Annotated in this window: 28 protein-coding genes; 16 read left to right on the top strand and 12 right to left on the bottom strand. The window is 60.8% G+C overall.

All coding sequences use genetic code 11. The features are described from left to right. Positions 1-13: 13 nt before the first annotated feature. The 3 genes from FHS64_RS09535 to FHS64_RS09525 all read left to right on the top strand — a co-directional run bounded on the left by FHS64_RS09535 (position 14) and on the right by FHS64_RS09525 (position 1,626). Positions 14-889, top strand: a complete 876-nt coding sequence (locus FHS64_RS09535) for a hypothetical protein (RefSeq protein ID WP_167177969.1) — start codon at positions 14-16, stop codon at positions 887-889. 109 nt (positions 890-998) lie between these two features. Continuing rightward, positions 999-1,427, top strand: coding sequence for a DUF2178 domain-containing protein (locus FHS64_RS09530; protein WP_167177968.1), 429 nt, complete (start codon positions 999-1,001; stop codon positions 1,425-1,427). Next, entirely contained in the window at positions 1,420-1,626 is a 207-nt protein-coding gene (locus FHS64_RS09525) for a helix-turn-helix transcriptional regulator (RefSeq protein ID WP_167177967.1), read from the top strand. The genes FHS64_RS09530 and FHS64_RS09525 overlap by 8 nt, the downstream gene beginning before the upstream one ends. Here FHS64_RS09525 and FHS64_RS09520 read toward each other — a convergent pair. The 6 genes from FHS64_RS09520 to FHS64_RS09495 form a co-directional block, all read right to left on the bottom strand. Further along, positions 1,623-3,257: an FMN-binding glutamate synthase family protein gene (locus FHS64_RS09520; protein ID WP_167177966.1), complete on the bottom strand. Its 1,635-nt coding sequence runs from the start codon at positions 3,255-3,257 to the stop codon at positions 1,623-1,625. The two genes, FHS64_RS09525 and FHS64_RS09520, sit on opposite strands and share 4 nt — an antisense overlap. Before the next feature lie 86 nt (positions 3,258-3,343). Beyond that, positions 3,344-4,372: an ABC transporter ATP-binding protein gene (locus FHS64_RS09515; RefSeq protein ID WP_167177965.1), complete on the bottom strand. Its 1,029-nt coding sequence runs from the start codon at positions 4,370-4,372 to the stop codon at positions 3,344-3,346. 5 nt (positions 4,373-4,377) lie between these two features. After that, positions 4,378-5,934 (bottom strand): ABC transporter permease, encoded by a 1,557-nt coding sequence (locus FHS64_RS09510; protein WP_167177964.1) that lies wholly within the window; start codon positions 5,932-5,934, stop codon positions 4,378-4,380. 62 nt (positions 5,935-5,996) lie between these two features. Then, positions 5,997-7,043, bottom strand: coding sequence for an extracellular solute-binding protein (locus FHS64_RS09505; RefSeq protein ID WP_243862910.1), 1,047 nt, complete (start codon positions 7,041-7,043; stop codon positions 5,997-5,999). 114 nt (positions 7,044-7,157) lie between these two features. Then, on the bottom strand, positions 7,158-7,913 hold the full coding sequence (locus FHS64_RS09500) for a DUF4893 domain-containing protein (RefSeq protein WP_167177962.1): 756 nt from the start codon (positions 7,911-7,913) through the stop codon (positions 7,158-7,160). Between the two features lie 71 nt (positions 7,914-7,984). Beyond that, a complete protein-coding gene (locus tag FHS64_RS09495; protein WP_167177961.1) occupies positions 7,985-8,206 on the bottom strand; it encodes a hypothetical protein in 222 nt (73 codons plus the stop codon). A gap of 252 nt (positions 8,207-8,458) precedes the next feature. Between FHS64_RS09495 and FHS64_RS09490 the strand changes: the two genes are divergently transcribed. Continuing rightward, a complete protein-coding gene (locus FHS64_RS09490) occupies positions 8,459-8,719 on the top strand; it encodes a hypothetical protein (protein ID WP_167177960.1) in 261 nt (86 codons plus the stop codon). Between the two features lie 98 nt (positions 8,720-8,817). Here the strand turns inward: FHS64_RS09490 and FHS64_RS09485 are convergent, their stop codons facing one another. Beyond that, a complete protein-coding gene (locus FHS64_RS09485; protein WP_208380834.1) occupies positions 8,818-10,257 on the bottom strand; it encodes an IS1182 family transposase in 1,440 nt (479 codons plus the stop codon). A 205-nt stretch (positions 10,258-10,462) separates the two neighbouring features. Here FHS64_RS09485 and FHS64_RS09480 point away from each other — a divergent pair, with 205 nt between their 5' ends. After that, entirely contained in the window at positions 10,463-10,816 is a 354-nt protein-coding gene (locus tag FHS64_RS09480; protein ID WP_167177958.1) for an ArsC family reductase, read from the top strand. Between the two features lie 15 nt (positions 10,817-10,831). On the opposite strand, the gene FHS64_RS09475 is transcribed toward FHS64_RS09480, so the two are convergent. Next, entirely contained in the window at positions 10,832-11,071 is a 240-nt protein-coding gene (locus FHS64_RS09475) for a hypothetical protein (protein WP_167177957.1), read from the bottom strand. 167 nt (positions 11,072-11,238) lie between these two features. On the opposite strand from FHS64_RS09475, the gene FHS64_RS09470 reads away from it, so the two are divergent. The 11 genes from FHS64_RS09470 (at position 11,239) to FHS64_RS14335 (ending at position 19,443) form a co-directional block, all read left to right on the top strand. Further along, on the top strand, positions 11,239-11,634 hold the full coding sequence (locus tag FHS64_RS09470; protein WP_167177956.1) for a DUF6249 domain-containing protein: 396 nt from the start codon (positions 11,239-11,241) through the stop codon (positions 11,632-11,634). A gap of 13 nt (positions 11,635-11,647) precedes the next feature. Then, positions 11,648-12,220 carry an RNA polymerase sigma factor gene (locus FHS64_RS09465; RefSeq protein WP_167177955.1) on the top strand — a complete coding sequence of 191 codons (573 nt, stop codon included), beginning with the start codon at positions 11,648-11,650 and terminating at the stop codon, positions 12,218-12,220. Then, complete coding sequence (locus FHS64_RS09460) at positions 12,210-12,629, top strand: hypothetical protein (protein WP_167177954.1); 420 nt, start codon at positions 12,210-12,212, stop codon at positions 12,627-12,629. Before FHS64_RS09465 ends, FHS64_RS09460 begins: the two co-directional genes overlap by 11 nt. A gap of 146 nt (positions 12,630-12,775) precedes the next feature. Next, positions 12,776-13,555 (top strand): tetratricopeptide repeat protein, encoded by a 780-nt coding sequence (locus FHS64_RS09455; RefSeq protein WP_167177953.1) that lies wholly within the window; start codon positions 12,776-12,778, stop codon positions 13,553-13,555. Between the two features lie 20 nt (positions 13,556-13,575). Beyond that, the gene (locus FHS64_RS09450) at positions 13,576-14,997 is read left to right on the top strand and encodes a PQQ-like beta-propeller repeat protein (protein WP_167177952.1); all 1,422 of its coding nucleotides are present in this window, start codon (positions 13,576-13,578) and stop codon (positions 14,995-14,997) included. A gap of 31 nt (positions 14,998-15,028) precedes the next feature. Beyond that, positions 15,029-16,654: a ribosome biogenesis GTPase Der gene (gene der / locus FHS64_RS09445; protein WP_167177951.1), complete on the top strand. Its 1,626-nt coding sequence runs from the start codon at positions 15,029-15,031 to the stop codon at positions 16,652-16,654. Positions 16,655-16,757: 103 nt separating this feature from the next. Beyond that, the gene (locus tag FHS64_RS09440; RefSeq protein ID WP_167177950.1) at positions 16,758-17,108 is read left to right on the top strand and encodes a hypothetical protein; all 351 of its coding nucleotides are present in this window, start codon (positions 16,758-16,760) and stop codon (positions 17,106-17,108) included. 75 nt (positions 17,109-17,183) lie between these two features. Further along, positions 17,184-17,645, top strand: a complete 462-nt coding sequence (locus tag FHS64_RS09435) for a lysozyme inhibitor LprI family protein (RefSeq protein ID WP_167177949.1) — start codon at positions 17,184-17,186, stop codon at positions 17,643-17,645. Positions 17,646-17,769: 124 nt separating this feature from the next. Further along, positions 17,770-18,468 carry an RNA polymerase sigma factor gene (locus tag FHS64_RS09430; RefSeq protein WP_167177948.1) on the top strand — a complete coding sequence of 233 codons (699 nt, stop codon included), beginning with the start codon at positions 17,770-17,772 and terminating at the stop codon, positions 18,466-18,468. 77 nt (positions 18,469-18,545) lie between these two features. Then, a complete protein-coding gene (locus tag FHS64_RS09425; protein ID WP_167177947.1) occupies positions 18,546-19,067 on the top strand; it encodes a DUF4142 domain-containing protein in 522 nt (173 codons plus the stop codon). Beyond that, a complete protein-coding gene (locus FHS64_RS14335) occupies positions 19,036-19,443 on the top strand; it encodes a cupredoxin domain-containing protein (RefSeq protein WP_341771133.1) in 408 nt (135 codons plus the stop codon). The genes FHS64_RS09425 and FHS64_RS14335 overlap by 32 nt, the downstream gene beginning before the upstream one ends. 40 nt (positions 19,444-19,483) lie before the next feature. Here FHS64_RS14335 and FHS64_RS09415 read toward each other — a convergent pair whose 3' ends face one another. From FHS64_RS09415 to radA, 4 genes are all read right to left on the bottom strand, one after another. Continuing rightward, positions 19,484-20,233: an SDR family NAD(P)-dependent oxidoreductase gene (locus FHS64_RS09415; protein WP_167177945.1), complete on the bottom strand. Its 750-nt coding sequence runs from the start codon at positions 20,231-20,233 to the stop codon at positions 19,484-19,486. Between the two features lie 65 nt (positions 20,234-20,298). Continuing rightward, the gene (gene purF, locus FHS64_RS09410; RefSeq protein ID WP_167177944.1) at positions 20,299-21,810 is read right to left on the bottom strand and encodes an amidophosphoribosyltransferase; all 1,512 of its coding nucleotides are present in this window, start codon (positions 21,808-21,810) and stop codon (positions 20,299-20,301) included. 71 nt (positions 21,811-21,881) lie between these two features. After that, positions 21,882-22,427, bottom strand: coding sequence for a CvpA family protein (locus FHS64_RS09405; RefSeq protein ID WP_167177943.1), 546 nt, complete (start codon positions 22,425-22,427; stop codon positions 21,882-21,884). 40 nt (positions 22,428-22,467) lie between these two features. Further along, a complete protein-coding gene (gene radA, locus FHS64_RS09400) occupies positions 22,468-23,835 on the bottom strand; it encodes a DNA repair protein RadA (protein ID WP_167177942.1) in 1,368 nt (455 codons plus the stop codon). Positions 23,836-23,928 lie beyond the last annotated feature (93 nt).

The raw sequence follows: 23,928 nt of genomic DNA, 5'->3' as shown, positions 1-23,928 counted from the left end.
GGGGGAAGACACTATGCAAACCGAAACGCTTTACGGCTCCAGAGGCAGGGCGCTGCTCGGTGCGCTGGTGCCCGTCGGGGCGGCGGTCCTGTTGTTCGGCAATATGCTGGGCGACAACGGGATGGGCAGCTTTGGATTGCTGATTATTCTGGGCCTTGCCGCTTACGGAATCGCGCGGGCGGGGGATTTGTACAAACCCAGACAGTTGGTTCTGGATCGCGAAGGCTTTGTGCTCCACCCCTCGTTCGGAGCCGAGAGCGAGAAAGTCCGCTGGAGCGATGTCCGAAGCTTCGAGATCAAGGGCAATAACAAGAACAAGCATCTGGCCTGCCTTTATCTGGCGGACGACCAGCGCACGATCAGCACCATGAAACTGGGCACGGACTGGTGCCTTAAAGCGGATGATCTGTGGGGCGTGTCTCTGGACAAGGTGGAGACGCATCTGTCGGACTATCACCGCAAGGCGGCGGGGCAGGGTTTGCCGGTCCGCAGTGTGAACAGGTCCACGACTGTTCCGTCCACGACAGTGCCGCCTTTCGCTGCGCCGCCCGTGATTTCGCAACCTGCCCAAACCGCAGCCATGACCCGTTCCGGCGTGGTCTATGCCGAGCGCATGGCGCCGACGTTCAAACCCGCCATGCCGTCTCTGAACGGGGAGGGAACATCTCTCAAGGGGCTGGGCCTGGGCCTGATGGGCGCAGGCATTGTCGTGGCCGCCTTGTCGGTCATTCCATTCGTGGAAGCCTGCAAGCGTGGCTTGTGCAGCGTCGGTTTTTGGGAAATGGGCGATTATCGCCTGTGGCTGTTCGCAAGTCTGTGGACCGTGTGTTTGCTGGCCATCATTGCGGGCTGGAAACTGGTTGGCAGCACGCGATCCACGAAGCTGTGACGCGGCGGCTTGCTGCAAGCAGGGGCAATAATTTTTGCCATAATGTTAAATAAATTTGACTCTATGTTCGTTTGGGTATTCTTGTTGTGCCAACAGGGAGGAAGCGCACATGGCTTTTCATGAAAAAATGGCGTGGTTCACGCTGATCAGTTTTACTGTGACCTATGCGATCTATTTCGGCATAGCGGCACCGGCCGTGGAGTTCGGCCGCAACAATATGCTGGATATCGTCTGGACCTTCGGGCCAGTGGCGGCGGTGCATGGTCTGATCTCGGGCATTGGTAGTGCGGCCATCGCCATTGCGGCCCGCCGCGATGCCCGCAACATGGCCGACGAGCGCGATCACGCTATCGACCGCAAGGCAACGACTGTGGCCTATTACATCATGCTCACTGGCATGATCCTCGTGGGTGTGGCGGGGCCTTTCACCCTGCCGCCCTACAAGATCGTCAATCTGTCATTGGCTGTGATCGTGATTTGCCAGATTGTGCACGACGCTTTGGTGATCCACGGCTATCGTCGGGGCAGTCATGGCTAAGACAATTCACAACAATATCCGCACCCTGCGCTTTCATGCAGACGAGATGACGCAGGCCGATCTTGGCGAACGTGTCGGCCTGACCCGCCAGACCATCGCCGCCATCGAGCAGGGCAAATACTCGCCCTCTCTGGAAACCGCCTTCAAGATCGCCGACGTATTCGGCGTGCCGCTGGATCAGGCGTTTAGCTGGTCCTAGCGCAGTTCCAGTTCGTTGAACGCCGTATAGCCCTTTTCCGCCGTGAAGCTGTGCGCGTCGGCCAGTTTCCATGACAGGCCGTAGAAGGGGTGTTGCTCGCCCTGTTCCAGCAGTTCGCCCGGTTTCAGATAGGTGTGGATCTGGGAATAGAGACGGATTTCGGACTGGCTGATGCGGCGGACCAGATGTTGCGGGCCAAGATCCTGCGGGCGGGCAATACCGGCGGCGGCCAGCATCTCGGCCAAGGCATGTAGGGTGCTGTTATGATAGGTGGCGACGCGCGTGGCCTTGTCCGGCACCACAAGAGCGCGCTGGCGTGAGTGGTCCTGTGTCGCGATGCCGGTCGGGCATTTGTTGGTATTGCACACCAGAGACTGGATGCAGCCCAGTGCGAACATGTAGCCGCGCGCCGCATTGGTCCAGTCGGCCCCCATGGCCAGAAGACTGGCAATATCGAAGGCACTGATGACCTTGCCGGCCACACCGACCTTGATGTGTTCGCGCAGGCCCGCACCGACAAGCGTATTGTGGACCAGCAAAAGACCCTCGCGCAGGGGCGTGCCGATGTGGTTGGCAAACTCCAGCGGGGCCGCGCCTGTGCCACCCTCGGCACCGTCCACGACGATGAAGTCAGGCAGGATGCCGGTTTCCAGCATGGCCTTGACGATGCCCATGAACTCCCACGGGTGGCCTATGCACAGTTTGAAGCCGACCGGTTTGCCGCCTGACAGTTCGCGCAGTTGCTGGATGAACTGCATCATCTCGACAGGGGTGCTAAAGGCCGTGTGATAGGCAGGGGACACACAGTCCTGACCCACAGGCACACCACGGATTTCGGCAATCTCGGGCGTGACTTTCGGACCGGGCAGGATGCCGCCATGGCCGGGTTTGGCCCCTTGGCTCATCTTGATTTCGATCATCTTCACCTGTGGCGAAGAGGCGTTCTGGACAAAGCGTTCAGGATCGAACTTGCCGTCCAGAGTGCGGCATCCGAAATAGCCGCTGCCGATTTCCCATACGATGTCGCCGCCCGCTTCGCGGTGATAGCTGCTGATGCCGCCTTCGCCGGTGTCATGATAGAAATTGCCCGCCTTGGCCCCTTGGTTGAGGGCGCGAATGGCATTGGCGCTGAGCGAGCCGAAGCTCATGGCCGAGATGTTGAACAGGGATGCCGAATAGGGCTGTTTGCACTGGGGCCCGCCGATGGTGACGCGCATGGTGGACAGGTCGGCCACGGGGGCAGGGCGCATGGACGGGGCGATGAACTCGTATCGCTCGCTATAGACATCCAGCAGGGTGCCAAAGGCCCGCTCGCTGCTTTCGCCCTTGGCGCGGGCATAGACCAGCGAGCGCTGGCTGCGCGAATAGGGGGTCGCTTCGTTATCGGCCTCGAACAGGTATTGGCGAAGCTCGGGACGGATCGCCTCGATCAACCATCGGAAATGCCCGATGACCGGATAGTTGCGCAGCACCGAGTGACGGGTCTGGATCAGGTCGTAGAAGCCCAGGGCCGTAATCGCCACAGACAGCAAGGTCAGCGGCCACAGACGGTGTTCCAGCATCAGTCCGACCAGAAGCCCCAGCGTCAGAACGACAAAAATCGCCAGCACGGTGAAACGACTGATTTTCATGATTTAGCCCCCGATACCGTCCGGCATGATCCAGACTAAATACCGAGCTAGCAAATAGGTGCCGGAATTACAGGCCTTAAACGCCTCTAGCCGTTCACGTCAGCGTAAACGGATGTAGTGGCTTCATCGAAACGGACGCTGGCCACATCGCCGATTTTAAGGGCGGTGAAGGGCGTGCGAAGGCGCAAGGACTGGCCGTCTTTTTCCAGTGTCAGCTCACTAAAGGTGCCGCCAAAGGCAATCGCCGTGACCTTTGCTCCCTCACAGGCGGGCGAGGCATGGATGCTTTCGGGGCGGGTCATCAGCCAGCCTTCACCATCAGCCAGATCACAGGGGACGGACCCGAAAACGGTGGTGGCGATACCGTCCTTGATGAGGGCTTTCAGCACCTCGGCCTCGCCCAGCAGGCGGGCGGCGGCGATGGATGACGGGTGCTGGTAGCAGTCCTGAGGACTGCCTGATTGCAGGATGACGCCCTTGTCCATCAGCACCAGATCATCGGCCATCATCAGGGCCTCTTCGGCATCGTGCGTAACGATCAGGACGGCGGTGCCGGAGGCGCGCAGCGTGTCGATCAGACTGCGGCGGACCTCTGATTTCAGGTGACGATCCAGACCGCTGAACGGTTCATCCAGCAGGATGGCGCGGGGCTTGCGGGCAAGGGCGCGGACCAGCGCCACACGCTGTTGCTCGCCGCCGGACAGCATGTGGGGCCAGCTATCGGCGCGGTCGGCCAGTTTGACATGGGCCAGCCATTCGAGCGCCTGAGCGCGGCGGTCTTTTTTCGACCCCTTCAGGCCAAAGGCGACATTGTCGGCCACCGTCAGATGCGGAAACAGGGCGTAATCTTGAAACACCAGACCGATATCGCGATGCTCTGGCGGGACCGATGAGTGTTGGTCTGCAAGCAGGGCATCGCCCGCATGCAGCGTGCCGTCATCCAGAGGCTCTAAGCCCGCTATCATGCGCAGGATGGTGGACTTACCGCTGCCCGATGGACCGAGCAGGGCTGTGATCCGGCCCGCCGACAAGGACAGCGAGGCGTCACTGACGGCCACACGGCCATTATAGCTGCGGCGGGCATTGGACAGGAGGAGGGTGGCGTGTTCGCTCAACGGATTTACTCTTTGGTCGTGCGGGCGCGGCCCGTCTTGGTCACCTGACGGGTCAGCCAGATCACCCCCGGCAGGGCCAGACCGATAATTAGAAGGGACGGCCATCCGGCCTGTGCCAGCCGCTCGTCCAGTGCATAGTTGGAGGCCAGAACCGCCAAGGTGTCAAAGTCGAACGGGCGCAGGATCAGCGTCGCCGGAAGCTCTTTCAGAACATCGACAAACACGATCAGACCGGCCGTCAAAAGCGCTCCCTTGGCGATAGGCAACTGGATGCGGGCGGCGGTGGAGAACTCGCCATGGCCCAGACTGCGGGCGGCAAAGCCCATGGCGGGGGTGACTTTGGAAAGGCCCGCTTCGATAGGCTCAAGGGCGGCGGCCATCAGGCGCGCTGCATAGGCATAGACCAGCAGCGCCACACTGACGCCCGCCCCACTGATGGTGCTGGGCGCGATGGTCCAAAGAACTGTGGCAGGGCCCAAAAGGCCGATGGCCATGACGGCCCCCGGGGTCGCATAGCCGAGGCTGGCAATACGGGTGACGACGGGCATGTGGCGCGCGCCCAGTGCCAACAGGGTCGCCAGAGCGACAGTCGCTGCTGCGCCGATCAGGCCCATAGAAAGCGTGCGGCCTGTGGCCGTCCACAGACGCGCCCAGTCAGGTGTGACCTCCAGCGAGCGCCACAACAGATATCCGACCGGCAGCAACAGGCCGAGCGTCAGGATCAGCAGGCAAAACAGCGTCGCGCCCCAAGCCTTGAGGCCGGACAGAGCGACGGGTTCAAGCGTGCGCTGTTGTCCGCGTGTCGTCTCGAACCGGCGACCCTGACGGCCCCAGCGTTCCAAAGCAAACAGCGCTGCCGCCGTGACCAGCAGCGGCAAGGCAAACCGTGCTGCCGAGGCCGGTGATCCATAGACCGACCATGCCCGCACCACGCCGGTAGTCAGGGTCTGGACGCTGAGGAACTGGACCGCGCCATAGTCGGCCAGCGTTTCCATGACGGCCAAGGCTATGCCAGCAGCCAGCGCAGGGCGGGCCAGCGGCAGGGCGGTACGGCGAAACGCTTCGCCAACCGAACAGCCCAGCATACGGGCCGCCTCGACCGGATGGACTGACTGGCTGACAAACGCGGCACGCATGGCCAGAAACACATAGGGATAGAAGGCGCAGCTGAGGACAAAAATGGCCCCGGGGATGGAGCGCATCTGGAGCGGAATATCAAAGCCCATCGCAGGCCGTAGCCACATGCGGAACAATCCGCCAACATCGAAAATCTGCGAATAGGAATAGGCCAGCGCAAAGGCCGGAACCGCCAGCGGCAGGGCAAGCGCCCATGCAAACACTCCACGCATCGGGAAGCGGTGCAGCGCCACCAGCCATGCGGCCAATGTACCGACGACGCCCGTGACAATGGCCACCCCGAGCGCAACCACGCCTGATGTTGTCGCGTATCGGGCGATATCTTTGAAGGCGATATCGGCCCGCCCCGGTTGCAGGGCGGCAAACACCACCCCAAGCAGAGGCAGCAGGGCGACAACCGCCGCCGCCCAGCCCAGAACATGCAAAGGCGAAAGCCCGCCGCGTCGTGCGCGGCGGGCCTGTTTGTTACGCGATGGGGCTAGGGGGCTTATCGCCAGCCCGCCGCGCTGATCATCGACTGGGCCTTGGCCTGATTGATGCCATAGCGCGAGACGTTCATCGGATGGGCGGTGAAGTCGGCATAGGGCGCAACCGCTGCGGCCGGAGCTGCGCCGTTTGCTGCCGGATATTCGAAGTTCAGTTCGGTGACGATCTGTTGCGCTTCGGGCGAGGCGAGGAATTCAAGGAATTTAACCGCGTTTTCCTTGTTCGGAGCATGGGCCGTGACACCGCCACCCGAGATGTTTACGTGCGGGCCTTTACCGTCCAGCGACGGGAAGCCGAGGCGCAGCTTGGACGCGATCTCGCGATCGGCGGCATCCTCGCCATTGGCCATGCGGATGAAATAATAGCTGTTGGTCAGGGCCACTTCACAGACACCCGCCGCAACAGCGCGGACCTGATCGCGGTCACCACCTTCGGGTGGACGGGCAAAGTTCTGGGTGACGCCTTCGACCCATGCCTTGGCCTTGTCTTCGCCCCATGCCTCGATCAGGGCACCGACCAGCGACAGGTTATAGACGTTGTCACCCGAGCGGGCGCAGATCTTGCCCTTGAAGCGCGGGCTGGCCAGTTGCGCATAGTCGGCGATTTCGTTCGGCTGCACCTTGGCCGGATCATAGGCCACGATGCGGGCGCGGCGCGAGAAGCCGTAATACTGGCCCGACGGCTCGCGCAGGTTTTCCGGAATGGCGGCGTTCAGAGCTTCGGAGTTCACGGTTTGCAGCAGGCCTGCATCCTGTGCGCGCCACAGGGCACCGGCGTCGGCGGCCACGAACACGTCGGCAGGGCTGTTGGCGCCCTCGGCCTTCATGCGGGCGATCAGTTCGTCGGGGCGACCCTCGATGCGCTTGACCTCGATACCGGTCTTTTCCTCGAACAGATCGTACAGCTTCTGGTCTGCATCATAGTGACGGGCGGTGTACAGGTTCAGAACCTTGGACGACGCGCCATCGGCGGCTTTGTCCGACGACTGGCCACAGGCGGCAAGTGTCAGGGCAGCCGCGGCAGCAGCAAGGGCAGTAAGACGGCGCATACGGAAACTCCGGATCGGGTCAGTGAGGTCTGTGGCTTTAATGCGAATGGCTCGCAAAATCATTGAGACATTCTGACGCACAGGCCTCAGTGCACAGAACTCAGTGGACGGGCCTCAGCGCACGATCTCGATAATGTCGAGTTGGGATTCCTGTTTGGGGAAGGGGATGACCAGACGCCAGCGCTGGTCGCCAATCCGCTCCAGTACGCCCGACTGGTCCCGTTCGGGCTGCTGGCCATAGGCGGGGAAGCCTTTTTCATCACCCCAGCTCTGCGTGCCGACATAGACCAGACGGCGCTCGCTATCGGGATACAGCAGGCCTCTGATGCGCTGGCTGCCTGTCGTTTTTTCAAGGATCAGGTCGCCACCCACCGTCAGTTCCACACGGCAGGCAAAATAGGGATAGGCGTCAAAACCTGTGCCCACATCACCGCGCACACCCAGCTTGATAGTACGGCAGCGATAATTGCCGGGTGCGGGCTGCAACCGCCCGCTCTGTCCGGCATCGGGTGCAACCAGCGCGCCCAGCGCCTTCAGTTCCTGACCGTAACCATCGTTTTTGGCTCGGGTCAGGGCGGTGTTCCACGCCTCGTCCAGTCGGCCCAGCAGGGCTGTGTCGGTTGCCGACGCCACCTTGTGCCAGTCGTCGGTGCCGCCCTGTTCTCCTTGAGTCTGTTCGCCTTGAGACTGTTTTCCTTGGGAGGGAGTGGGCGCAGCAGGTTGGCCGATAACGTCATCCGGAATGCCGTCGGTTGCCTCAACCTGAACCGCTGGCTCGTTCTTTGCCGCCGGTTCCGGCTGCCGGTCACATGCGCCGATGAACAGTATCAGAGCGGATGTAGGGACACTAAGGACTGAACGCAGCTTCATGGTCTGGCTCCTGTTAGGTCGGAATAACGGGGGGCGCGGCGTATGGTTCGCCATGTCCGGTGTAGAGTTTCTCAGCGGGGCGTCCGCTTCTTGATGGCCAATCGCATCCCGAAGAACAGACTGGCCGAATAACCCAGTAACAACAGGAGCGAGAGGCCCCAGAACATCATGTCCGCGCGGGGGCTAAGGTCCCCATAAGTGTGGCCAATGAGCAGCGCAAACGAGATGAAGGCCAGCACTGCGAATACGAGAGAAATCAGCCAGAACGCCAGTATGCCCAGAATGAAGCGCAAGATAACCGGTTCATGGCTTGGCGATCTCATGGGAGGCTCGATAGCTTGAAGGACTGTTGTTTCTATCCGCACCCTGCCAGCCAAGGATGAAGCGGGCAACTCCACCCATGCCTATCTGTGAGCGAGTTGCGAGGGTTTTGAGTGAGCTTGCTGATCAGTGTGTAGCCAAAAACAGAACCTCAGAATATCTGTTATGGGTTGGAAGCGGGCATTGCGTGGTAAGGATGTCTCCTAGCAGCTAGCGGGACTCCGATGCACAACTTGATTAGTGACCTGATGGACTTCGTGGAGCGCCAGCTTAAGGCCGAAGAAAGTTGTCAAGTGGATTGGCTGGCTGCCTGGGATGAAGCTCTAGGTTGGATTGGGCGTCTAGACGAACAGGATCTGGATGTTTCTCCAGTCGTCTTCCTTTTCTTGGAGGAAACGCTTCAGCGACGTGATCCGCAGTTTGGCAAGTTCCGGCGTGCACAGTTGAGGAAAGCTCTGGCCGACGGTACCGCCTTTCCTGATTGATGATGGCTTCGTTCAAGTTCGCAACGGGTCGAGGCTGTGTAAAAACGCACCGAACAGGTTTTTCCGCATCGGGCATCGAGGCGCAGATCGTCATTATCTCATGCCCTGATCGCTTCCATCAGCGGCTTTGTTCCCAGCACGGCCATCACCCGCTTCATGTTGTAGGCTAGGATGTGGAGGCTGATCTCGGTCTTCACATTCGGCAGTCGCTTCATCAGGAAGTGGGAGTGCCCCATCCAGGCCTTGATTGTCCCAAACGGGTGTTCGACTAGACTTCGCCGTTCGCGCATGGCGCGAGGTCTCAGGTCCATTCGGGCCTGTAGCGCATCGATCACCGCCTCATGTTCCCAGCGCGTGACCCTACGCCCGACGCTGGGCGTGCATTGGGCCTTCAGGGAGCAGCCGGTGCAACTGGCCCGATCCCAGTACCGATGCAGAGTCATGCCCTTCTCGATGGTCGTCATGTGATGCGGCAGTAGCGCCCCGGACGGACAACGGTAGGCGTCCTGATCGGGCAGATAGACGAAGTCCTGCTTTCCGAAGCGTCCATTAGCTTTTGCACCTGAGGTCAGCGTCTTTGGCACGAAAGGCATCACGCCCAAGGCCTCGCAGGCCAAAATTTCTTCACCGGAGAAGTAGCCCCGGTCGGCCAGCACATCGAGCGTCTCTATGCCCATGGCGTCCTTGGCTTGACCGGCCATGTTCGCCAGTTGCTGCCTATCGGAGCCAGTCATCACCACCTCGTGGGCGACGATCAGATGGTGCTCGCCTTCGACGGCCGACTGGACGTTGTAACCGACGATGCCGCTGCCACGACCCGATGTCGCCATGGCGCGGGCGTCTGGATCGGTCAGAGACACCTGGCCATCTGGCGATGCTTCGACCTCAGCCTCCATGGCCTTCAGCATCGCCATCTGGTCGCGCAGCCGCTCGACCTTTTCTGCCAGTCTTCCGGACCGCGTCTCGGCGGCCTCGCCCTCATGGCGATCCGCTGTGTCCAGATCCTGTAGATAGCCCGCGATGTGCTCAGCAACCTGTTCAATCCGCCGCTTCACCTTGTAGGCGGTGAAGTTCTTGTCGCGGGTGTTGACCGCCTTGAACTTCGAGCCGTCGATGGCGACCAGCGCCGATCCGAACAAGCCCAGTTGCCTACACAGCACGATGAACTGGGCACAGGCCGCTTGGATCGCCGGACCGTTCTCACGGCGAAAGTCGGCGATGGTTTTGTGATCCGGTGCCAATCGCCCCGTCAGCCACATCAGCTCGACGTTGCGCTGCGCCTCACGCTCCAGACGTCGACTGGATTGCACCTTGTTCAAGTAGCCGTAGACATAGAGCTTCAGCAGCATGGCCGGGTGATAGGCCGGTCGGCCCGTCGCCGCAGGCGTCATACCCTCGAAGCCCAGACCCCTCAGATCCAGTTCATCGACAAAGACATCGACGACCCGGACGGGGTTATCCTCGGCCACATAGTCATCGAGACACTCGGGAAGCAAAGTTTGCTGCCGGCGATCTACACCCTGAACGAAGCGGTTCATACCCACCTCCTGAAGACCTCAGGAGGCTAACCTAATTCGCTCGAACGGAAGCCGTTTTTACACAGCCTCGGTCGTAAGCGGAACTGAGTGAGAAAGCCGCACCCAGACATTAGACTTCTGACGCGGCCACTTCATTTGACCTATCTGCCGTTCGATGCGACAGCCGCCAGAGCACCCGTTTAGGGCAACAGTTCAGGAGCGCATCATGGCCATCACCCTTTTCGGCATCAAAGCCTGTGACACGATGAAGAAGGCCCGTGTCTGGCTGGACGAGAACGGCGTGGCCTATGACTTTCACGACTATAAGGTGAAGGGTGCGGACAAGGCCGAGCTGGAGAAGTGGGTGGCCGAGCATGGCTGGGAGAAGGTGCTGAACAAGGCGGGCACCACCTTCCGCAAGCTGCCGGACGAGGCCAAGGCCGATATTGATGCCACCAAGGCCATTGCCCTGATGATGGAGCAGCCGTCGATGATCAAGCGTCCGGTGCTGGATATGGGCAATGGCAAGACGGTTCTGGGCTTCAAGCCGGAAATCTATCAGGCGGCCCTCAAAGGCTAAACAAGCAGGGCTGATCTAGGCCTTCACATCGGTGCGCGGGCGGTCATGGCCGTCCGCCCGTTCGGTGACCCATTCGCCGTCGGCGTTCTGGTATTCGATACAGGCATTTTCATCGGGCACTTTCTGCTCGCGGGCGACGTGGCGTGCGGCGGCGGCGGCGCTGTCATGGTTCGGATAGGTTTCCGACCAGGTGTCGCCCAGTCGATAGGCCCAGCCGCCGTCGTGTTCCTGAATGCGATAGGTAATGAGTGCCATGCGGCATCCTCCGGTGGGTGATACCAAGGTCAACGCACAGGCTGCCTGCCAAGCTTCCGCCAAGTCTTACAAAGATTTCATGCGCGTGCCTGCATCCGTAGGGCTAGGTGGATGCCTCATACATCCGAAGGCTCCGTTTTCGCGGGCCAGTCGGAAGGAGATTTTTCATGGAAGAGTTGACCGGTCTGTTTGCTGTGATTGGCGTTTTTGGCAGTCTGACTGCCATCTGCACCATCCCGCCTTATCTGAAGCATCGCAGCAACCGCGAGATGCAGAAAACGGTGCGTGCCGCGATTGCCGAGGGCCAGAGCCTGCCTGCCGAACTGATCGAGGTCATGACCCGCGATGTGAAAAAGGGTCTGCCGTCGCGGACGCGCGATATCCGCCGTGGTGTGTTGTGGATTGCGGCCGGTATCGGCATCGCGTTGCTGGGCTTCTTTGGTGATGTCGAGTTCGGCGATACGCGCTGGATCGGCATGGGCACGATGGGCATAGCCAGCATCCCGTTCGTATTTGGCATCGCATATCTGGTATTGTCGTTCTTTAACAAGATTCCGGATTGAGATTGCCCGGACAATGATCCGAACACAGCCCCTTTCGGCCATGCATGACGTCGAGCTGGCTGCCTTGTCGGCAGCTGGCGGTCGTCGTGAGTATGGCGAGCTGGTGCGACGGCATTCGCCGTTCGTTCGGGCCTTGCTGCGCCGCATGGGTGCCCAATATGCGCTGGCCGATGATCTGGCGCAGGACGCCTTCATGCGGGCCTATGAGAAATGTATGGATTTTCGCGGGCAGGGGAGCTTCGGCTCCTGGGTCGGACGGATCGCGGCGCGGCTTTATCTGCGCCAGATCCGTCATGATGCCCGCTATGCCGATCTGGAACTGCTGGGCGACGAGGACTGGCAAAGTCTGGAGATGGACCCGATTGGACGGTTCGATCTGGACAAGGCCCTGAACGCGCTTAGCGATTCCGAGCGTCTGTGTGTGTCCTTGTGCCATGGTGCAGGTCTGACGCATGAAGAGATCGGCAAGTCGTTGAACCTGCCGCTGGGGACGGTGAAATCACATGTCAAACGCGGGCTACAGAAGCTGAGGGGACATCTTCTGCCCGTGCAAACTGCTGAAACGAGGTTGGACCGTGTCGGCTGATGAATTCGACCCCGCCATCGAGCGGGCCTATCGCGTAACGCCCGAGTTTGCCGATTCGGCGCTTTTTGATGCCGAGGTGGCTGTCAGGCTGGAAAACCGCTGGAAATGGCGACGGGCGCTGATGTTGGTGCTGGCTGTCGCGGCGGCGTTTGTGTTTTTGCGACAATTCGTAAGCGTGCAGATGAAAAATGTCCTGCAGGGCAGTCTGGACGAGGGTTCGCTGGCGACGATTCTTCAGAAGGGCGAGGCCAGTTCGATGTTCGAGCCGGTGCGTGATGCCGCCCAGCAACTGGGTTTGACGGGCTTTTCGCTGGGTTCGTTCTCGGGCGCACAGATTCTGATGCTGTCGGGGGTGATCCTGACGCTGGTACTGGTGGCCAGTGCGATCCGGCTCGCCAATTCTCTGTAAGATCGCCGTTTTACAGCCTTGATCCGCCGTTAATCGCGAAAAAGAACCCGTCTATCGCACAGGCTGCGTTGCGGGCGGCGTCGGGACACTTTAGGGTCGCGACGAATTTGCCACCCGTGTTTTCAACGGCTTTTGGGGCGACTGTCTTGGTTGATGTCTTCGAACAGGTCGAAGAGGAGCTTCGCTCCGAACGTTATAAGCGTCTTGCGCGTACCTGGCTGCCGATTGGCGCCGGTGTCGGTGCGATTGCGCTGATCAGTGCCTTGGGCTGGTGGGGATACCAGACATGGCAAACCAACGAGGCCGACAAGGCTTCGGTGGCGTACCAGCGCGGTATCGAAGCCTTTACTGCCGGTAATATGGATCAGGCCAATACCGCCTTTGGCGAGGCCGCCGATACCGCGTCGCGCGGCTATAAGGCGCTGGCCCTGATGCAACAGGCCGGTATTGCCGTCGAGCAAGGCAAGAACGAAGAGGCCGTGCGCCTGTTTGACGAAGCCGCCAAGGCCGGTCGCGACCCGATCATCGCCGATGGTGCTGCCCTTAAGGCGGCCTATCTGCTGGTGGACAAGGGTTCGCTGGAAGACATGACCAAGCGTCTGGAGCCGCTGACGGGGGAAAAACGCCCTTATCGTGCGCTGGCTCAGGAAGCTCTGGCGACTGTGCAACTGCTGCACAACAAACCGACAGAAGCGCGTGAAACCTTCGTCCAGCTGCAACTGGGGCAGGATGTACCGCAAACGGTGCGCCAGCGTGCCGTGGTTGCGGTTCAACTGATCGATTCCGGTACGCATGGCGCGGTCCGCAAGATCGTTGACGAAGCGGCCAAGCTGCCGGCCCAGCCGCAAATGGCGGCACCGGCTGCTGCTCCGGCTCCGGCCGAGTCTGCACCTACTGCCCAAGCCCAACCTGCCCAAGCCCAGTAATCCTCACGAGAAGCCCGAGCATGAATCGTTCGCTTAAAATCGTCTTGATGTGCGGTCTGGCCGCAACCGTGGCTTCTTGCGGCACGGTCAAGCGTGCCCTTCCTTTCCTTGACAAGGAAGACGGCCCCAAGGCGGTTGCGACACAGGGCGAGCGCGTCTCGATCCTGGAGTTTGAACAGCAACTGGCCCCGTCGCCTGCGCTGTCGGGACGCGACTTCTTCGTGCCGGGTCCGCAAGCGGTCACCGCATGGACCCAGCCGGGTATGAATGCCGAGTCCGAAACCGGACACGTTATTGCGGCACCGGAATTCACGGTCGCATGGCGTCGCGATATTGGCGCATCGTCGGATCGTATGAGCCAGGTCATGGCTCCGCCGGTGGCGGCCGATGGCCGTATCTTTGTGATGGATGGCGAAGCAGCCGTTTCGGCGGTTGATGCCGCCAGCGGCTCGGTTATCTGGAAAAAGACCGTCGGCATCGGCGAACGTGATGCCGGTCGTCGACGCTTCGGTATCTCGCTGGGCGGTGGTTCTTCGGGTGGCGGCTTTGGTGGCGGTGTTGCCGTTGCCGACAACAAGGTCTTTGTGGCCTCGGGCTATCGTTCGGTCACGGCGCTGAATGCGGCGACCGGCGAAGTTGTCTGGACGCACGAAACCGATCTGCCGATCCATAATGCGCCGACCGTTTCGGGTGGCCGTGTCTATGTGATCGACGTTGATAACCAGCTGATCGCGCTGGATATGGCGACGGGCAACCAGAACTGGACCTATCGCGGCATCACGGAACCGGCCCGCATCATGCGCGCCACCAGCGTGACTGTCAGCGGTGATACCGTCGTGGCACCGTTCTCGTCGGGTCAGGTTGTCGCTCTGCGCGCCGCCAATGGCCAGCCGGTCTGGGAAGAGGTGCTGTCGCGTACCAGCCGCACCAACGCCCTGTCGGAACTGCGTGATATTGCCGGTCGTCCGGTTATCAGCCGTGGCTTCGTCTATGCCATCAGCCAGTCCGGTGTGATGCAGTCGCTGGACATCCGCACCGGCGCGCCGCGCTGGGAGCTGCCGATTGGTGGCGTGAACGCGCCTCTGCCGGTCGGTGACGTGGTCTATGTCGTCTCCAAAACGGGCGAACTGACTGTCGTGAACCGCGAAACCGGCCAGATCTACTGGACCCGCGACCTCAACGATGGTCGTATCCGTACCGAAGGTGGCTGGTTCTTTGGCATGGGCAAGCGTACAGTGCGCCCATCGTGGTCTGGCCCGGTACTGGCCTCGAACCGTCTGGTTCTGGTTAATTCCGAAGGCCAGATGGTGGCTTTTGATCCGAAAACCGGACAACAGACCGCCAGCATCGATCTGGGATCACCGGCCTATATTGCGCCCGCCGCCTATAATGGCGCGCTCTATGTAGTGACGGATGATGCCCGTCTGATCAGCATCCGCTGATTTTGTTCTGAAATTGCGTTAGAAGGCCGACATGGCTCTGAAGATCGCCATCGTCGGCCGGCCCAATGTGGGCAAGTCGACACTGTTTAACCGCCTCGTTGGCAAGCGTCTTGCGCTGGTCGATGATCGCCCCGGTGTGACCCGTGACCGTCGCTATGCCGACGGTAATATCGGGGACATGGACCTGACCCTGATCGACACGGCGGGCTATGAGGATGTCAGCGATGACACCCTTGAGTCCCGTATGCGCGAGCAGACCGAGGCCGCCATCGAGGATGCGGACGTCATCCTGTTCACTATGGATGCCCGCGATGGTGTCACCCAGCTGGACCGTATCTTTGCGGACCGGATACGCGGTGTGCACAAGCCGATCATCCTGCTGGCCAACAAGTCCGAAAGCCGTGAAAGCATGGGCGGCGTGGGCGAAGCCTACAGCCTCGGCTTTGGCGAGCCTGTGCCGATCTCTGCCGAACACGGCGAGGGCATGGCCGATCTTTATCAGGCACTGGTGCGCGCTTCCGAGAATGTTTTCATCGAGGAAGTGGACGAACCTGAAAAGCCGATCCGTATTGCTGTCATCGGTCGCCCCAATGCGGGCAAGTCGACCCTGATTAACCGTCTGATCGGTGATGACCGTCTGCTGACCGGCCCCGAGGCCGGTATCACGCGCGACTCGATCTCGGTCGACTGGGAATACGAAGGTCAGAACATCCGTCTGATCGACACGGCCGGTATGCGCCGCAAGGCGCGCGTCAACGAAAAGCTGGAAAAGCTGTCGGTTGCCGACACCATCCGCGCCATCACCTTTGCCGAGGTGGTCGTGCTGGTGATGGACAAGGACGACGCCTTTGACATGCAGGACCTGCAACTGGCCGATCTGGTCGAGCGGGAAGGGCGTGCGCTGGTCTATGTGGCCTCCAAGTGGGACCTCGAAGAAGAGCCGCAGGCGCGTCTGGCCCAGCTCAAGGCTATGGCCGACGACAAGCTGCCGCAGCTGAAAGGCTCGGAGTTCGTCGCTCTGTCGTCGTTCAATGGCCGTGGTGTTGACCGTCTGATGCCGGCCATCCTCAAGGCCTATGAGACATGGTCCGTTAAGGTCAAAACCAAGGACCTGAACGACTGGCTGTCTATGGCCACCCAGAGGCACCCGCCTCCCGCCGTGGATGGCAAGCGCATCAAGCCGAAATACATCTCGCAGATCAAAGCCCGTCCTCCGACGTTCGTGCTGATGGCGACGCGTGCGGACTCGATGCCGGAGCATTACAAGCGCTATCTGGTCAACTCGATCCGTGAATCCTTCGATCTGAAGGGCACGCCGATGCGTCTGAACGTGAAGTCCAGTTCGGACAACCCGTATGCCGCTGGCGGTGCCAAGTCGGGTCCGGAACGCTTCAAGGGCGCGGCCAAGACCGCCCCTCGCAAGGTGCTGAAGGCCGAGAAGGAAGAGAAGTTCTCGAACCTTCCGGGCAAGGCGCTGGAGCAAAAGGCCAAGGCGGGCATCAAGCCCAAGGTCAAACCTCTGGGCGGTCTGAAGGCTTCGGCCTCCAAGAAGTCCGGCACCAATGCCATCGTCGGCAAGGGCGCACGCGGCGGGGCCCGTCAGGTTTCCCGTTCGGGCCGTATCCGTACCGGCCAAAAGGGCGGCGCAAAGCGCTAAGCTTTTCGAGCGAAATAGGAAATCAGGGCGATCCGGTAACGGGTCGCCCTTTTCTTATGCCTAGAAAACGGGAATATTCAGTATCGGGGAGACGGGGAATCTCATGATGAAATTGGCAGCGGTATTATTGCTTGTCGCAGGACAAACGACGCCGGATCAGCCGGTACCGGAGTGTCGCGTACCGCAGGTGCCTGTGATTGTGCGCTTGACCAAGCCTGTGCGCCCAACCGTTCCGGCCTGTATCAATGAAGCGCGCAACCGCCATAACTGCCGACCAGCCGTTATCAATGCCTATAACGGACAACTGGAACAATATGGTCGCGATTTCGATCGCTATGTCGGTGATATGAACGGCTATGTCGAGGCGTTGAACCGCTATATGGATCAAGCCAGCCAATATGCTGTCTGTGAACGGGATGCGGCGGGGGTTGTGACGGGCATAATCACAGGCTGAGTACGTTTCTAGCTACACGTACTGAAGCTGGATCATTTCACGCCAATGGCGTGAACAGTATTGGGGAGGTTGTTGATGACGGTTCTTGTGGCCTTGCTGGGCGCATTGAGTCTTGATGTGGCTGTTCTACAGGATGAGCCCGATGTCGATTGTGATAATCCGACCACCACGCTCGAAATGAACCACTGTGCGGCGCAACAGCAGCAAGAGGTCGAGGCACAGCTTAAAACCTATCTGGAAGCGGCCTATGCCAAGCTTCGCGCGGAAGCCGAAGAGCCAGAGGCGGTGATTGCCGCCGTCGAGGCCAGCCAGAAGCTGTGGGAAGGCTATGCCGATAGTGCCTGCGAAGCGGTCTATACCTATTGGCAGAGTGGATCGATCCGCAATCTGATGGCGGCCAGTTGCCGGATGGAGTTGATGCGTGAACGTTCACACCATATCTGGCGCGAATATCTGGCCGGAAATGCAGACGATCCGACCGTTTATCCCGAACCCCAGCGTGCGGTTTATAAATCGGATGAAGAGCACAGCCACTGAATGAACAGGCCGCTTCCGGTAAGGGAAGCGGCCTTCGTTATTTTGAGCTGTTGCTAATTTAATCCTCAGCGGGAACTTTTCGTAGGGCTGGAGCGTCCATTTATGGCGAAGGTGGAGCCTTGCCATGATTAATGCGCGTATCGATTACCTGTCCCTGACCATGCCCGATCTGGTCGGACGGGCGCAGGGTGGCGACCCCGACGCTTTCAGAACCATTATGCAGCGTGCGAACCAGCGACTGTTCCGGATCGCCCGCTCGGCCATGGGCGATGATGCCGAGGCCGAAGATGTCCTTCAGGACGCCTATGTGCGGGCCTTTACCGGTACTGCCCGTTTTCGCGGCGATGCGGACGTGGTGACGTGGTTGACGCGGATCGTGCTGAACGAGGCCCGAAGCCGCCTGCGTCGTCGCCGCGCCGTCACCGGTCTACAGGCCGTGGAAACCGCGCAGGAATCCGGTGGGGAAATCATCAACTTCCCCGGTGTGTCCATTGATGCAGGGCCGGAAAGCGATGCTGCGCGCAGTCAAATCCGTGACCTGATCGAACAGGCCGTGGACGAGCTGCCGCCGCTGTACCGCATTGTATTCATCATGCGCGATGTCGAGGAATGTTCGATCGAGGAAACCGCCTCGACGCTGGGATTGAAGCCTGAAACGGTCAAGACACGGCTATTTCGGGCACGTCAGAAACTACGCCATGCCCTTGATGCGCGGGTGTCGGCAACCCTGGCCGGAGCCTTCCCGTTTCTGGGTCTGCGATGCCAGCGCATGGGAGATCGTGTGCTGGCACGTTTGGCCTGTGAAGGCGTCGTGATCACTTAGGCGGGAACTTTTCGGAGCGAGTGAAGGTCTAACTCCCGAACGGTGGCGATTGGGCACCGTCATAAAGGGAGAAAACCATGTTCAGGAAAATAGCACTGGCAGGTGCCTTGTTGCTGGCCTCGACCACAGTCGCCTATGCCCATGAGGCCGGACCCAGCGACCCGCAGATCGCCCATATTGCCTATACGGCGGGGCAACTGGATGTCGAAGCCGCCGATCAGGCCCTGATGAAATCGACCAATGTCGAGGTTCGGGCTTTTGCCGAAACCATGAAGCGCGACCATATGGCTGTGAACGAACAGGCCTTGGCATTGTTGGGGCGTTTGCAGGTGACTCCCGAGAACAATCCGACCTCCGAGGCCCTGACAAAAGCTGCCGCAGACCAGCGCCAGCATCTGGCCAGCCTCAGCGGCGAGGCCTTCGACAAGGCCTATATGGACAACGAGGTGGCCTTTCACCGCACGGTCAACGAGGCTCTGAGCGGAACCTTGATCCCCAATGCCGATAATGCGGAGCTGAAGGCCTTGCTGGAACGGGGGCTTGCCTTGTTCCGCGAGCATCAGGCCCATGCAGAACAGATGGCCGGCCATGCGCACTGATGTGATCCGGTCTGGACTGTCACGGCGCAGTTTGCTGGGCGCGGCCGTCTTGCTGCCGGCAGTTGTGGTCGTGTCTGCACGGAGTGGCCACACACAGACGGCCGGATCATCCCGAGGCAACCGTCATCAGACCCATGTCATACGGGTTGACCGGATGGTGTTTGCACCCGCGCCCGCAAACATCAGGGTTGGAGATACCGTGACATGGACCAATCTTGACGTGGTGCGGCATACGGCAACAGCGCGAAACGGTGCCTTTAACGTGGATCTTCCCGCGGGGGCTTCGGCTTCGGCGACGATGGGCAAGGCTGGACGGTTCGACTATTTCTGTCGGTACCATCCCGCCATGCAGTCGCAGATCATGGTCGTGACCTAAGAAAATAGCCGCTTCCCAGTCTGGAAAGCGGCTATTTCATCTAGTGGGCCTGTCCGGCTTTCCAGTCGGCAAACTTGGTGAGTAGGGGCGGCTCCTTGTCGCCGCGCGCCAGATCCACCATCAGCGGGGTGATTTCCTGCGGGTGGGCAAGAAGCAGCGGGTCTTCGCCGGGGAAGGCCTGGGCGCGAAGGCCGGTACGCATCCGGCCCGGATCGACAATGGCGATACGGATCGGCATGGATTCCACTTCATCGGCCCAGCAGCGCATCAGGTTCTCGGCACCGGCCTTGGTGGCGGCATACGGGCCCCAGAAAGCACGAGGAGAGGCGGTAACACTGGTGGTCAGGTGAATGACACGCGCAGCCGTCGAGGCCTTCAGCAGAGGCTCCAGCGAGCGGATCAGGCGATAGACGCCGGTAAAGTTGACCCTCTCGATCTTGGCAAAGCCGCGCGGGTCGGCGTGGCTGACCGGTGTCAGGCCCTCGGCACCCATGGTGGCGGCGGCCTGAACCCAGATGTCCAGCTTGCCGAAACGCTCGAACAGCGCACCGCCCAGACGGTCGATGGCACCGCCGTCGATCATGTCGAACGGAATCAGGGTCGCATGCTTGCCGGTGGCGGCATAAATGTCGTCGTCCAGCTCTTCCAGCCCGCCCTGTGTGCGGGCGGCGGCGACAACATGGGCACCGGCCTTGGCCAGAGCCAGAGCAGTTTCACGACCGATGCCGCGCGAGGCACCGACGACCAGAGCGATACGGTCTTGAAGCGGAAGGTTTTGGGTCTCGGACATGCCCGCTGATAGCGCGGCTCGCCGAATGAAGAAAGGGCCGCCGGATGATCCGGCGGCCCTTTTGTTCAGGCATTCACAGTCAGAATGGAAACCTTCTTGCCGCGCATCTCGCGACCGCCTTCTTCGGCTTCGCGATCCAGCAGGCGGGTGGGGTATTCGCCGGTGAAATAGTGGTCGGTAAACTGCGGGGCGGTATTGTCGCGCGGACCGGCACCCGTGGCTTCGTAAAGTCCGTCAATCGACAGGAAGCCCAGCGAATCCACTTCGAGGATGGCGCGCATTTCTTCCATCGAATGGGTGGCGGCCATCAGTTGCGAGCGCTCCGGCATGTCGATGCCGTAGAAGTCCGGATACAGAATTTGCGGGCTGGCCGAGCGCAGGTGGACTTCGGTGGCACCGGCGGCGCGGACGGCGCGAACCAGTTTCAGCGAGGTCGTGCCGCGCACGATCGAATCGTCGATCAGGACAACGCGCTTGCCCTCCAGCACGGCCTTATTCGGGCTGTGCTTCATGCGCACGCCCTTCTGGCGCGAGGCCTGCGACGGCTGGATGAAGGTGCGGCCCAGATAGTGGCTGCGGATAATGCCCATTTCAAACGGGATGCCCGCGGCCTGCGCATAGCCGAGCGCGGCAGGCACGCCTGAGTCGGGCACCGGCACGACGATGTCGGCTTCGATCTGGAACTCTTGTGCCAGACGGCGGCCCATTTCCTTGCGGACTTCATAGACCGAACGGCCGTTCACGATGGAATCGGGACGGGCGAAATAGACGTATTCGAACAGGCAGGGACGGGCAGCTTGTGCGGCGAAAGGCTTGATCGAGGTCAGTCCTTCCTCGTCGATGACGACGACCTCGCCGTGTTCAACGTCACGGATGAAGGTTGCGCCCATGGTGTCCAGTGCGCAGGTTTCCGAGGCCAGAACCCAAGCTTCGCCTAGCTTGCCCAGAACCAGCGGGCGGATACCCAGCGGGTCACGCGCACCGATCATCTTGAAGCGGGTCTGGGCGACAAGGGCGAAACCGCCTTCGATACGGCCCAGCGCATCGATGAAACGCTCGACGATCTTGGCTTTGCGGCTGCGGGCGATCAGGTGGAGGATAGCCTCCGAATCCGAAGTGGACTGGAAGATAGCGCCTTCGGAAACCAGCTGAGCGTGGATATGCTTGAAGTTGGTCAGGTTGCCGTTGTGGGCAATGGCGATACCGCCCTGGTCCAGATCGGCAAACATCGGCTGGACATTGCGAAGGAAGCTGCCGCCGGCAGTCGAATAGCGGGTGTGGCCAACAGCGGCACAGCCCGGAAGGCGGTTTGTCAGATCGGCATTGCCGAAGGCTTCACCGACAAGGCCCATATGGCGTTCGGTAAAGAAGCTTTCCGAATTATGGACGCTGGCGATACCGCACGCTTCCTGTCCGCGATGTTGCAGGGCGTGCAGGCCCAGAGCAACGATCGAGGAGGCTTCGTTTTCCGGTGCCCCCCAGACGCCGCACACACCACATTCCAGTCGCAACTGGTCGTCGTCCGGTTCGCGCCAATGTTCACGGTGAACGACGGGATCGGCGATATGGTGGGACATCGTGTAACTCCGATGACCGAAAGGTCGGGTATGGCCCGCCACCTAGTCCTCATGCGGACAGAGTTCAAGGTTTATCGGTCGCTTTGATCCGAAAAGCCCTCTGTTACCGACTTTTGGACCACAGGTGAGAGCGCATCGGCACCATTTGCCATGACGGGCAGGGCAATCTGGATGGCGGCGGCGGAAAGGGTGCTGAGCGGCAAGCTCTTGGCAGAGGCAAACCAGCGGGGCGGATTATCACCGACCGTGCCCATCAAGATCAGGTGCACCGCACCGACCAGTGCCAGAGCACGCACGACACCCAGAGCGACACCGATAATCTGGTCCAGAGTGCCAAGCGCATTGCCGCGCAGACCCTTGGACAATGCCCCTGTGGTCCAGCGAATGATGAAATACAGCACCACAAACACGATACCGACCGTAAGGATCGATCCGGCCCAGTCAGGTTCGACCAGATCGCGCCCGAACGGGGCTGTCCAAGGCAGGGTGAGCAACGAGATCAGGCCCGCCAGAAAGAAGCTGAACAGGGCTGTCAGTTCACGCAGGGCACCGCGAAACCATCCCGCTGTCGCCGACAGCAGGATGGCCAGAATGACAAAGACATCGAAACCGGTCATGGACTGTGGCTAACACAGCAAGGGCGGTTTTTCCGAGGCCTTAGAATTTGTTTTGCGCGATGCGGTCCACGGCATTGGCGAGGGTCTCGACAACGGTCAGGGTGACACTCGGCTTCTTGCCCTTGGCCTGAGGCGGGGCCAAGGCGCGTTCAAAGCCCAGCTTGGCGGCCTCGCGAAGACGGGCCTCGGCACGGCCGACGGCGCGGACCTCGCCCGACAGGCCGATTTCGCCAAACACCACACAACCTTTGGGCAGGGGCTTGTCCAGCGCCGAGGATATGAGCGCGGCGGCGGCGGCAAGGTCGGCGGCGGGCTCGTTGATGCGCATGCCCCCCGCGACGTTTAGATAAACATCCTTGTCGCCAAAGGTGATGCCACAGCGGGCCTCGAGGACTGCCAGCAGCATGGCCAGTCGTCCCGAATCCCAGCCGACAACCGCACGGCGCGGCGTGCCATAGGCCGACGGGGCCACCAATGCCTGTATTTCCACCAGCACAGGGCGCGAACCCTCGATACCGGCAAACACAGCGGCCCCCGGTGCGCCTTCCTTGCCTTCGCCAAGGAAGAGGGCCGACGGGTTGGTCACTTCGCGCAGGCCCGCATCGCCCATTTCAAACACGCCGATCTCGTCGGTGGCCCCGAAACGGTTCTTGCCCGCGCGCAGGATACGGAACGGATAGCCGCGCTCGCCCTCGAAGCTGAGGACGGCATCGACCATGTGTTCAACCACGCGGGGACCGGCGATCTGGCCGTCCTTGGTGACGTGGCCGACCAGCACGATGGCGGGACCGCCATCCTTGGCCATACGGACCAGTTCGGCGGCACAGGCGCGGACCTGTGTGATCGAGCCGGGACCGGCTTCATGGACGTCGGACCACAGGGTTTGGATCGAATCGATAATGACGATGTCGAACTTGTCGCGTTTCAGCGTCGTCAGGATGTCGCGCAGCGAGGTGGCCGAGGCCAGCGCCACAGGGGCATCAGCCACGCCCATGCGCTTGGCGCGGGCACGGATTTGTTCAATGGCTTCTTCGCCGGAAATATAGGCCACCTTGGCCCCGCCACGCGCCGCCTTGGCGGTGACTTCCAACAACAGGGTGGACTTGCCGACACCCGGATCGCCGCCCAGCAGGATGGCCGAAGACGGCACCACGCCGCCGCCGCATACGCGGTCGAACTCGGCCACACCGGTTTTGATGCGCGGCGGGTCGGGCGTGTCGGACACCAGTGTCTCGAAGGTAATGCCACGGCCGCGTGCCGTGGCCGTGGGCTTCATCGCCCCCGGAGGTGCCGATTTGGATTCCTCGACGAGGGTATTCCATTCCTGACACCCCGTGCATTGGCCGGTCCATTTGGAATGGACGGCACCACAGGATTTGCAAACGAAGAGAGACGAGTCACGAGCCATGTTCAAAGCGTAGCAGAGAAACAGAACAAGAACAGATGTTGTCTGATTGGTGCGTCCGTTTTTGACGCAAGCGAACGCGCTATAAGTTTTTGT

This window comes from Brevundimonas terrae, assembly GCF_011761985.1.
Classification (GTDB): domain Bacteria; phylum Pseudomonadota; class Alphaproteobacteria; order Caulobacterales; family Caulobacteraceae; genus Brevundimonas; species Brevundimonas terrae.
The sequence above is the reverse complement of the archived record's forward strand: the minus strand, read 5'-3'. Positions and strand labels throughout refer to the sequence as shown.

Bases quoted from the DNA above. Each gene is read 5' to 3' on its own strand.
- purF (WP_167177944.1), bottom strand. From the start codon at position 21,810: ATGTCCCACCATATCGCCGATCCCGTCGTTCACCGTGAACATTGGCGC.
- FHS64_RS09475 (WP_167177957.1), bottom strand. From the start codon at position 11,071: ATGGCACTCATTACCTATCGCATTCAGGAACACGACGGCGGCTGGGCC.
- FHS64_RS09485 (WP_208380834.1), bottom strand. From the start codon at position 10,257: ATGAACCGCTTCGTTCAGGGTGTAGATCGCCGGCAGCAAACTTTGCTT.
- FHS64_RS09490 (WP_167177960.1), top strand. From the start codon at position 8,459: ATGCACAACTTGATTAGTGACCTGATGGACTTCGTGGAGCGCCAGCTT.
- FHS64_RS09415 (WP_167177945.1), bottom strand. From the start codon at position 20,233: ATGTCCGAGACCCAAAACCTTCCGCTTCAAGACCGTATCGCTCTGGTC.
- FHS64_RS09425 (WP_167177947.1), top strand. From the start codon at position 18,546: ATGTTCAGGAAAATAGCACTGGCAGGTGCCTTGTTGCTGGCCTCGACC.
- FHS64_RS09520 (WP_167177966.1), bottom strand. From the start codon at position 3,257: ATGAAAATCAGTCGTTTCACCGTGCTGGCGATTTTTGTCGTTCTGACG.
- FHS64_RS09535 (WP_167177969.1), top strand. From the start codon at position 14: ATGCAAACCGAAACGCTTTACGGCTCCAGAGGCAGGGCGCTGCTCGGT.
- FHS64_RS09525 (WP_167177967.1), top strand. From the start codon at position 1,420: ATGGCTAAGACAATTCACAACAATATCCGCACCCTGCGCTTTCATGCA.
- FHS64_RS09440 (WP_167177950.1), top strand. From the start codon at position 16,758: ATGATGAAATTGGCAGCGGTATTATTGCTTGTCGCAGGACAAACGACG.
- FHS64_RS09530 (WP_167177968.1), top strand. From the start codon at position 999: ATGGCTTTTCATGAAAAAATGGCGTGGTTCACGCTGATCAGTTTTACT.
- FHS64_RS09465 (WP_167177955.1), top strand. From the start codon at position 11,648: ATGATCCGAACACAGCCCCTTTCGGCCATGCATGACGTCGAGCTGGCT.
- FHS64_RS09450 (WP_167177952.1), top strand. From the start codon at position 13,576: ATGAATCGTTCGCTTAAAATCGTCTTGATGTGCGGTCTGGCCGCAACC.
- FHS64_RS09505 (WP_243862910.1), bottom strand. From the start codon at position 7,043: ATGCGCCGTCTTACTGCCCTTGCTGCTGCCGCGGCTGCCCTGACACTT.
- FHS64_RS14335 (WP_341771133.1), top strand. From the start codon at position 19,036: ATGCAGAACAGATGGCCGGCCATGCGCACTGATGTGATCCGGTCTGGA.
- FHS64_RS09480 (WP_167177958.1), top strand. From the start codon at position 10,463: ATGGCCATCACCCTTTTCGGCATCAAAGCCTGTGACACGATGAAGAAG.
- FHS64_RS09470 (WP_167177956.1), top strand. From the start codon at position 11,239: ATGGAAGAGTTGACCGGTCTGTTTGCTGTGATTGGCGTTTTTGGCAGT.
- FHS64_RS09430 (WP_167177948.1), top strand. From the start codon at position 17,770: ATGATTAATGCGCGTATCGATTACCTGTCCCTGACCATGCCCGATCTG.
- FHS64_RS09405 (WP_167177943.1), bottom strand. From the start codon at position 22,427: ATGACCGGTTTCGATGTCTTTGTCATTCTGGCCATCCTGCTGTCGGCG.
- FHS64_RS09435 (WP_167177949.1), top strand. From the start codon at position 17,184: ATGACGGTTCTTGTGGCCTTGCTGGGCGCATTGAGTCTTGATGTGGCT.
- der (WP_167177951.1), top strand. From the start codon at position 15,029: ATGGCTCTGAAGATCGCCATCGTCGGCCGGCCCAATGTGGGCAAGTCG.
- radA (WP_167177942.1), bottom strand. From the start codon at position 23,835: ATGGCTCGTGACTCGTCTCTCTTCGTTTGCAAATCCTGTGGTGCCGTC.
- FHS64_RS09500 (WP_167177962.1), bottom strand. From the start codon at position 7,913: ATGAAGCTGCGTTCAGTCCTTAGTGTCCCTACATCCGCTCTGATACTG.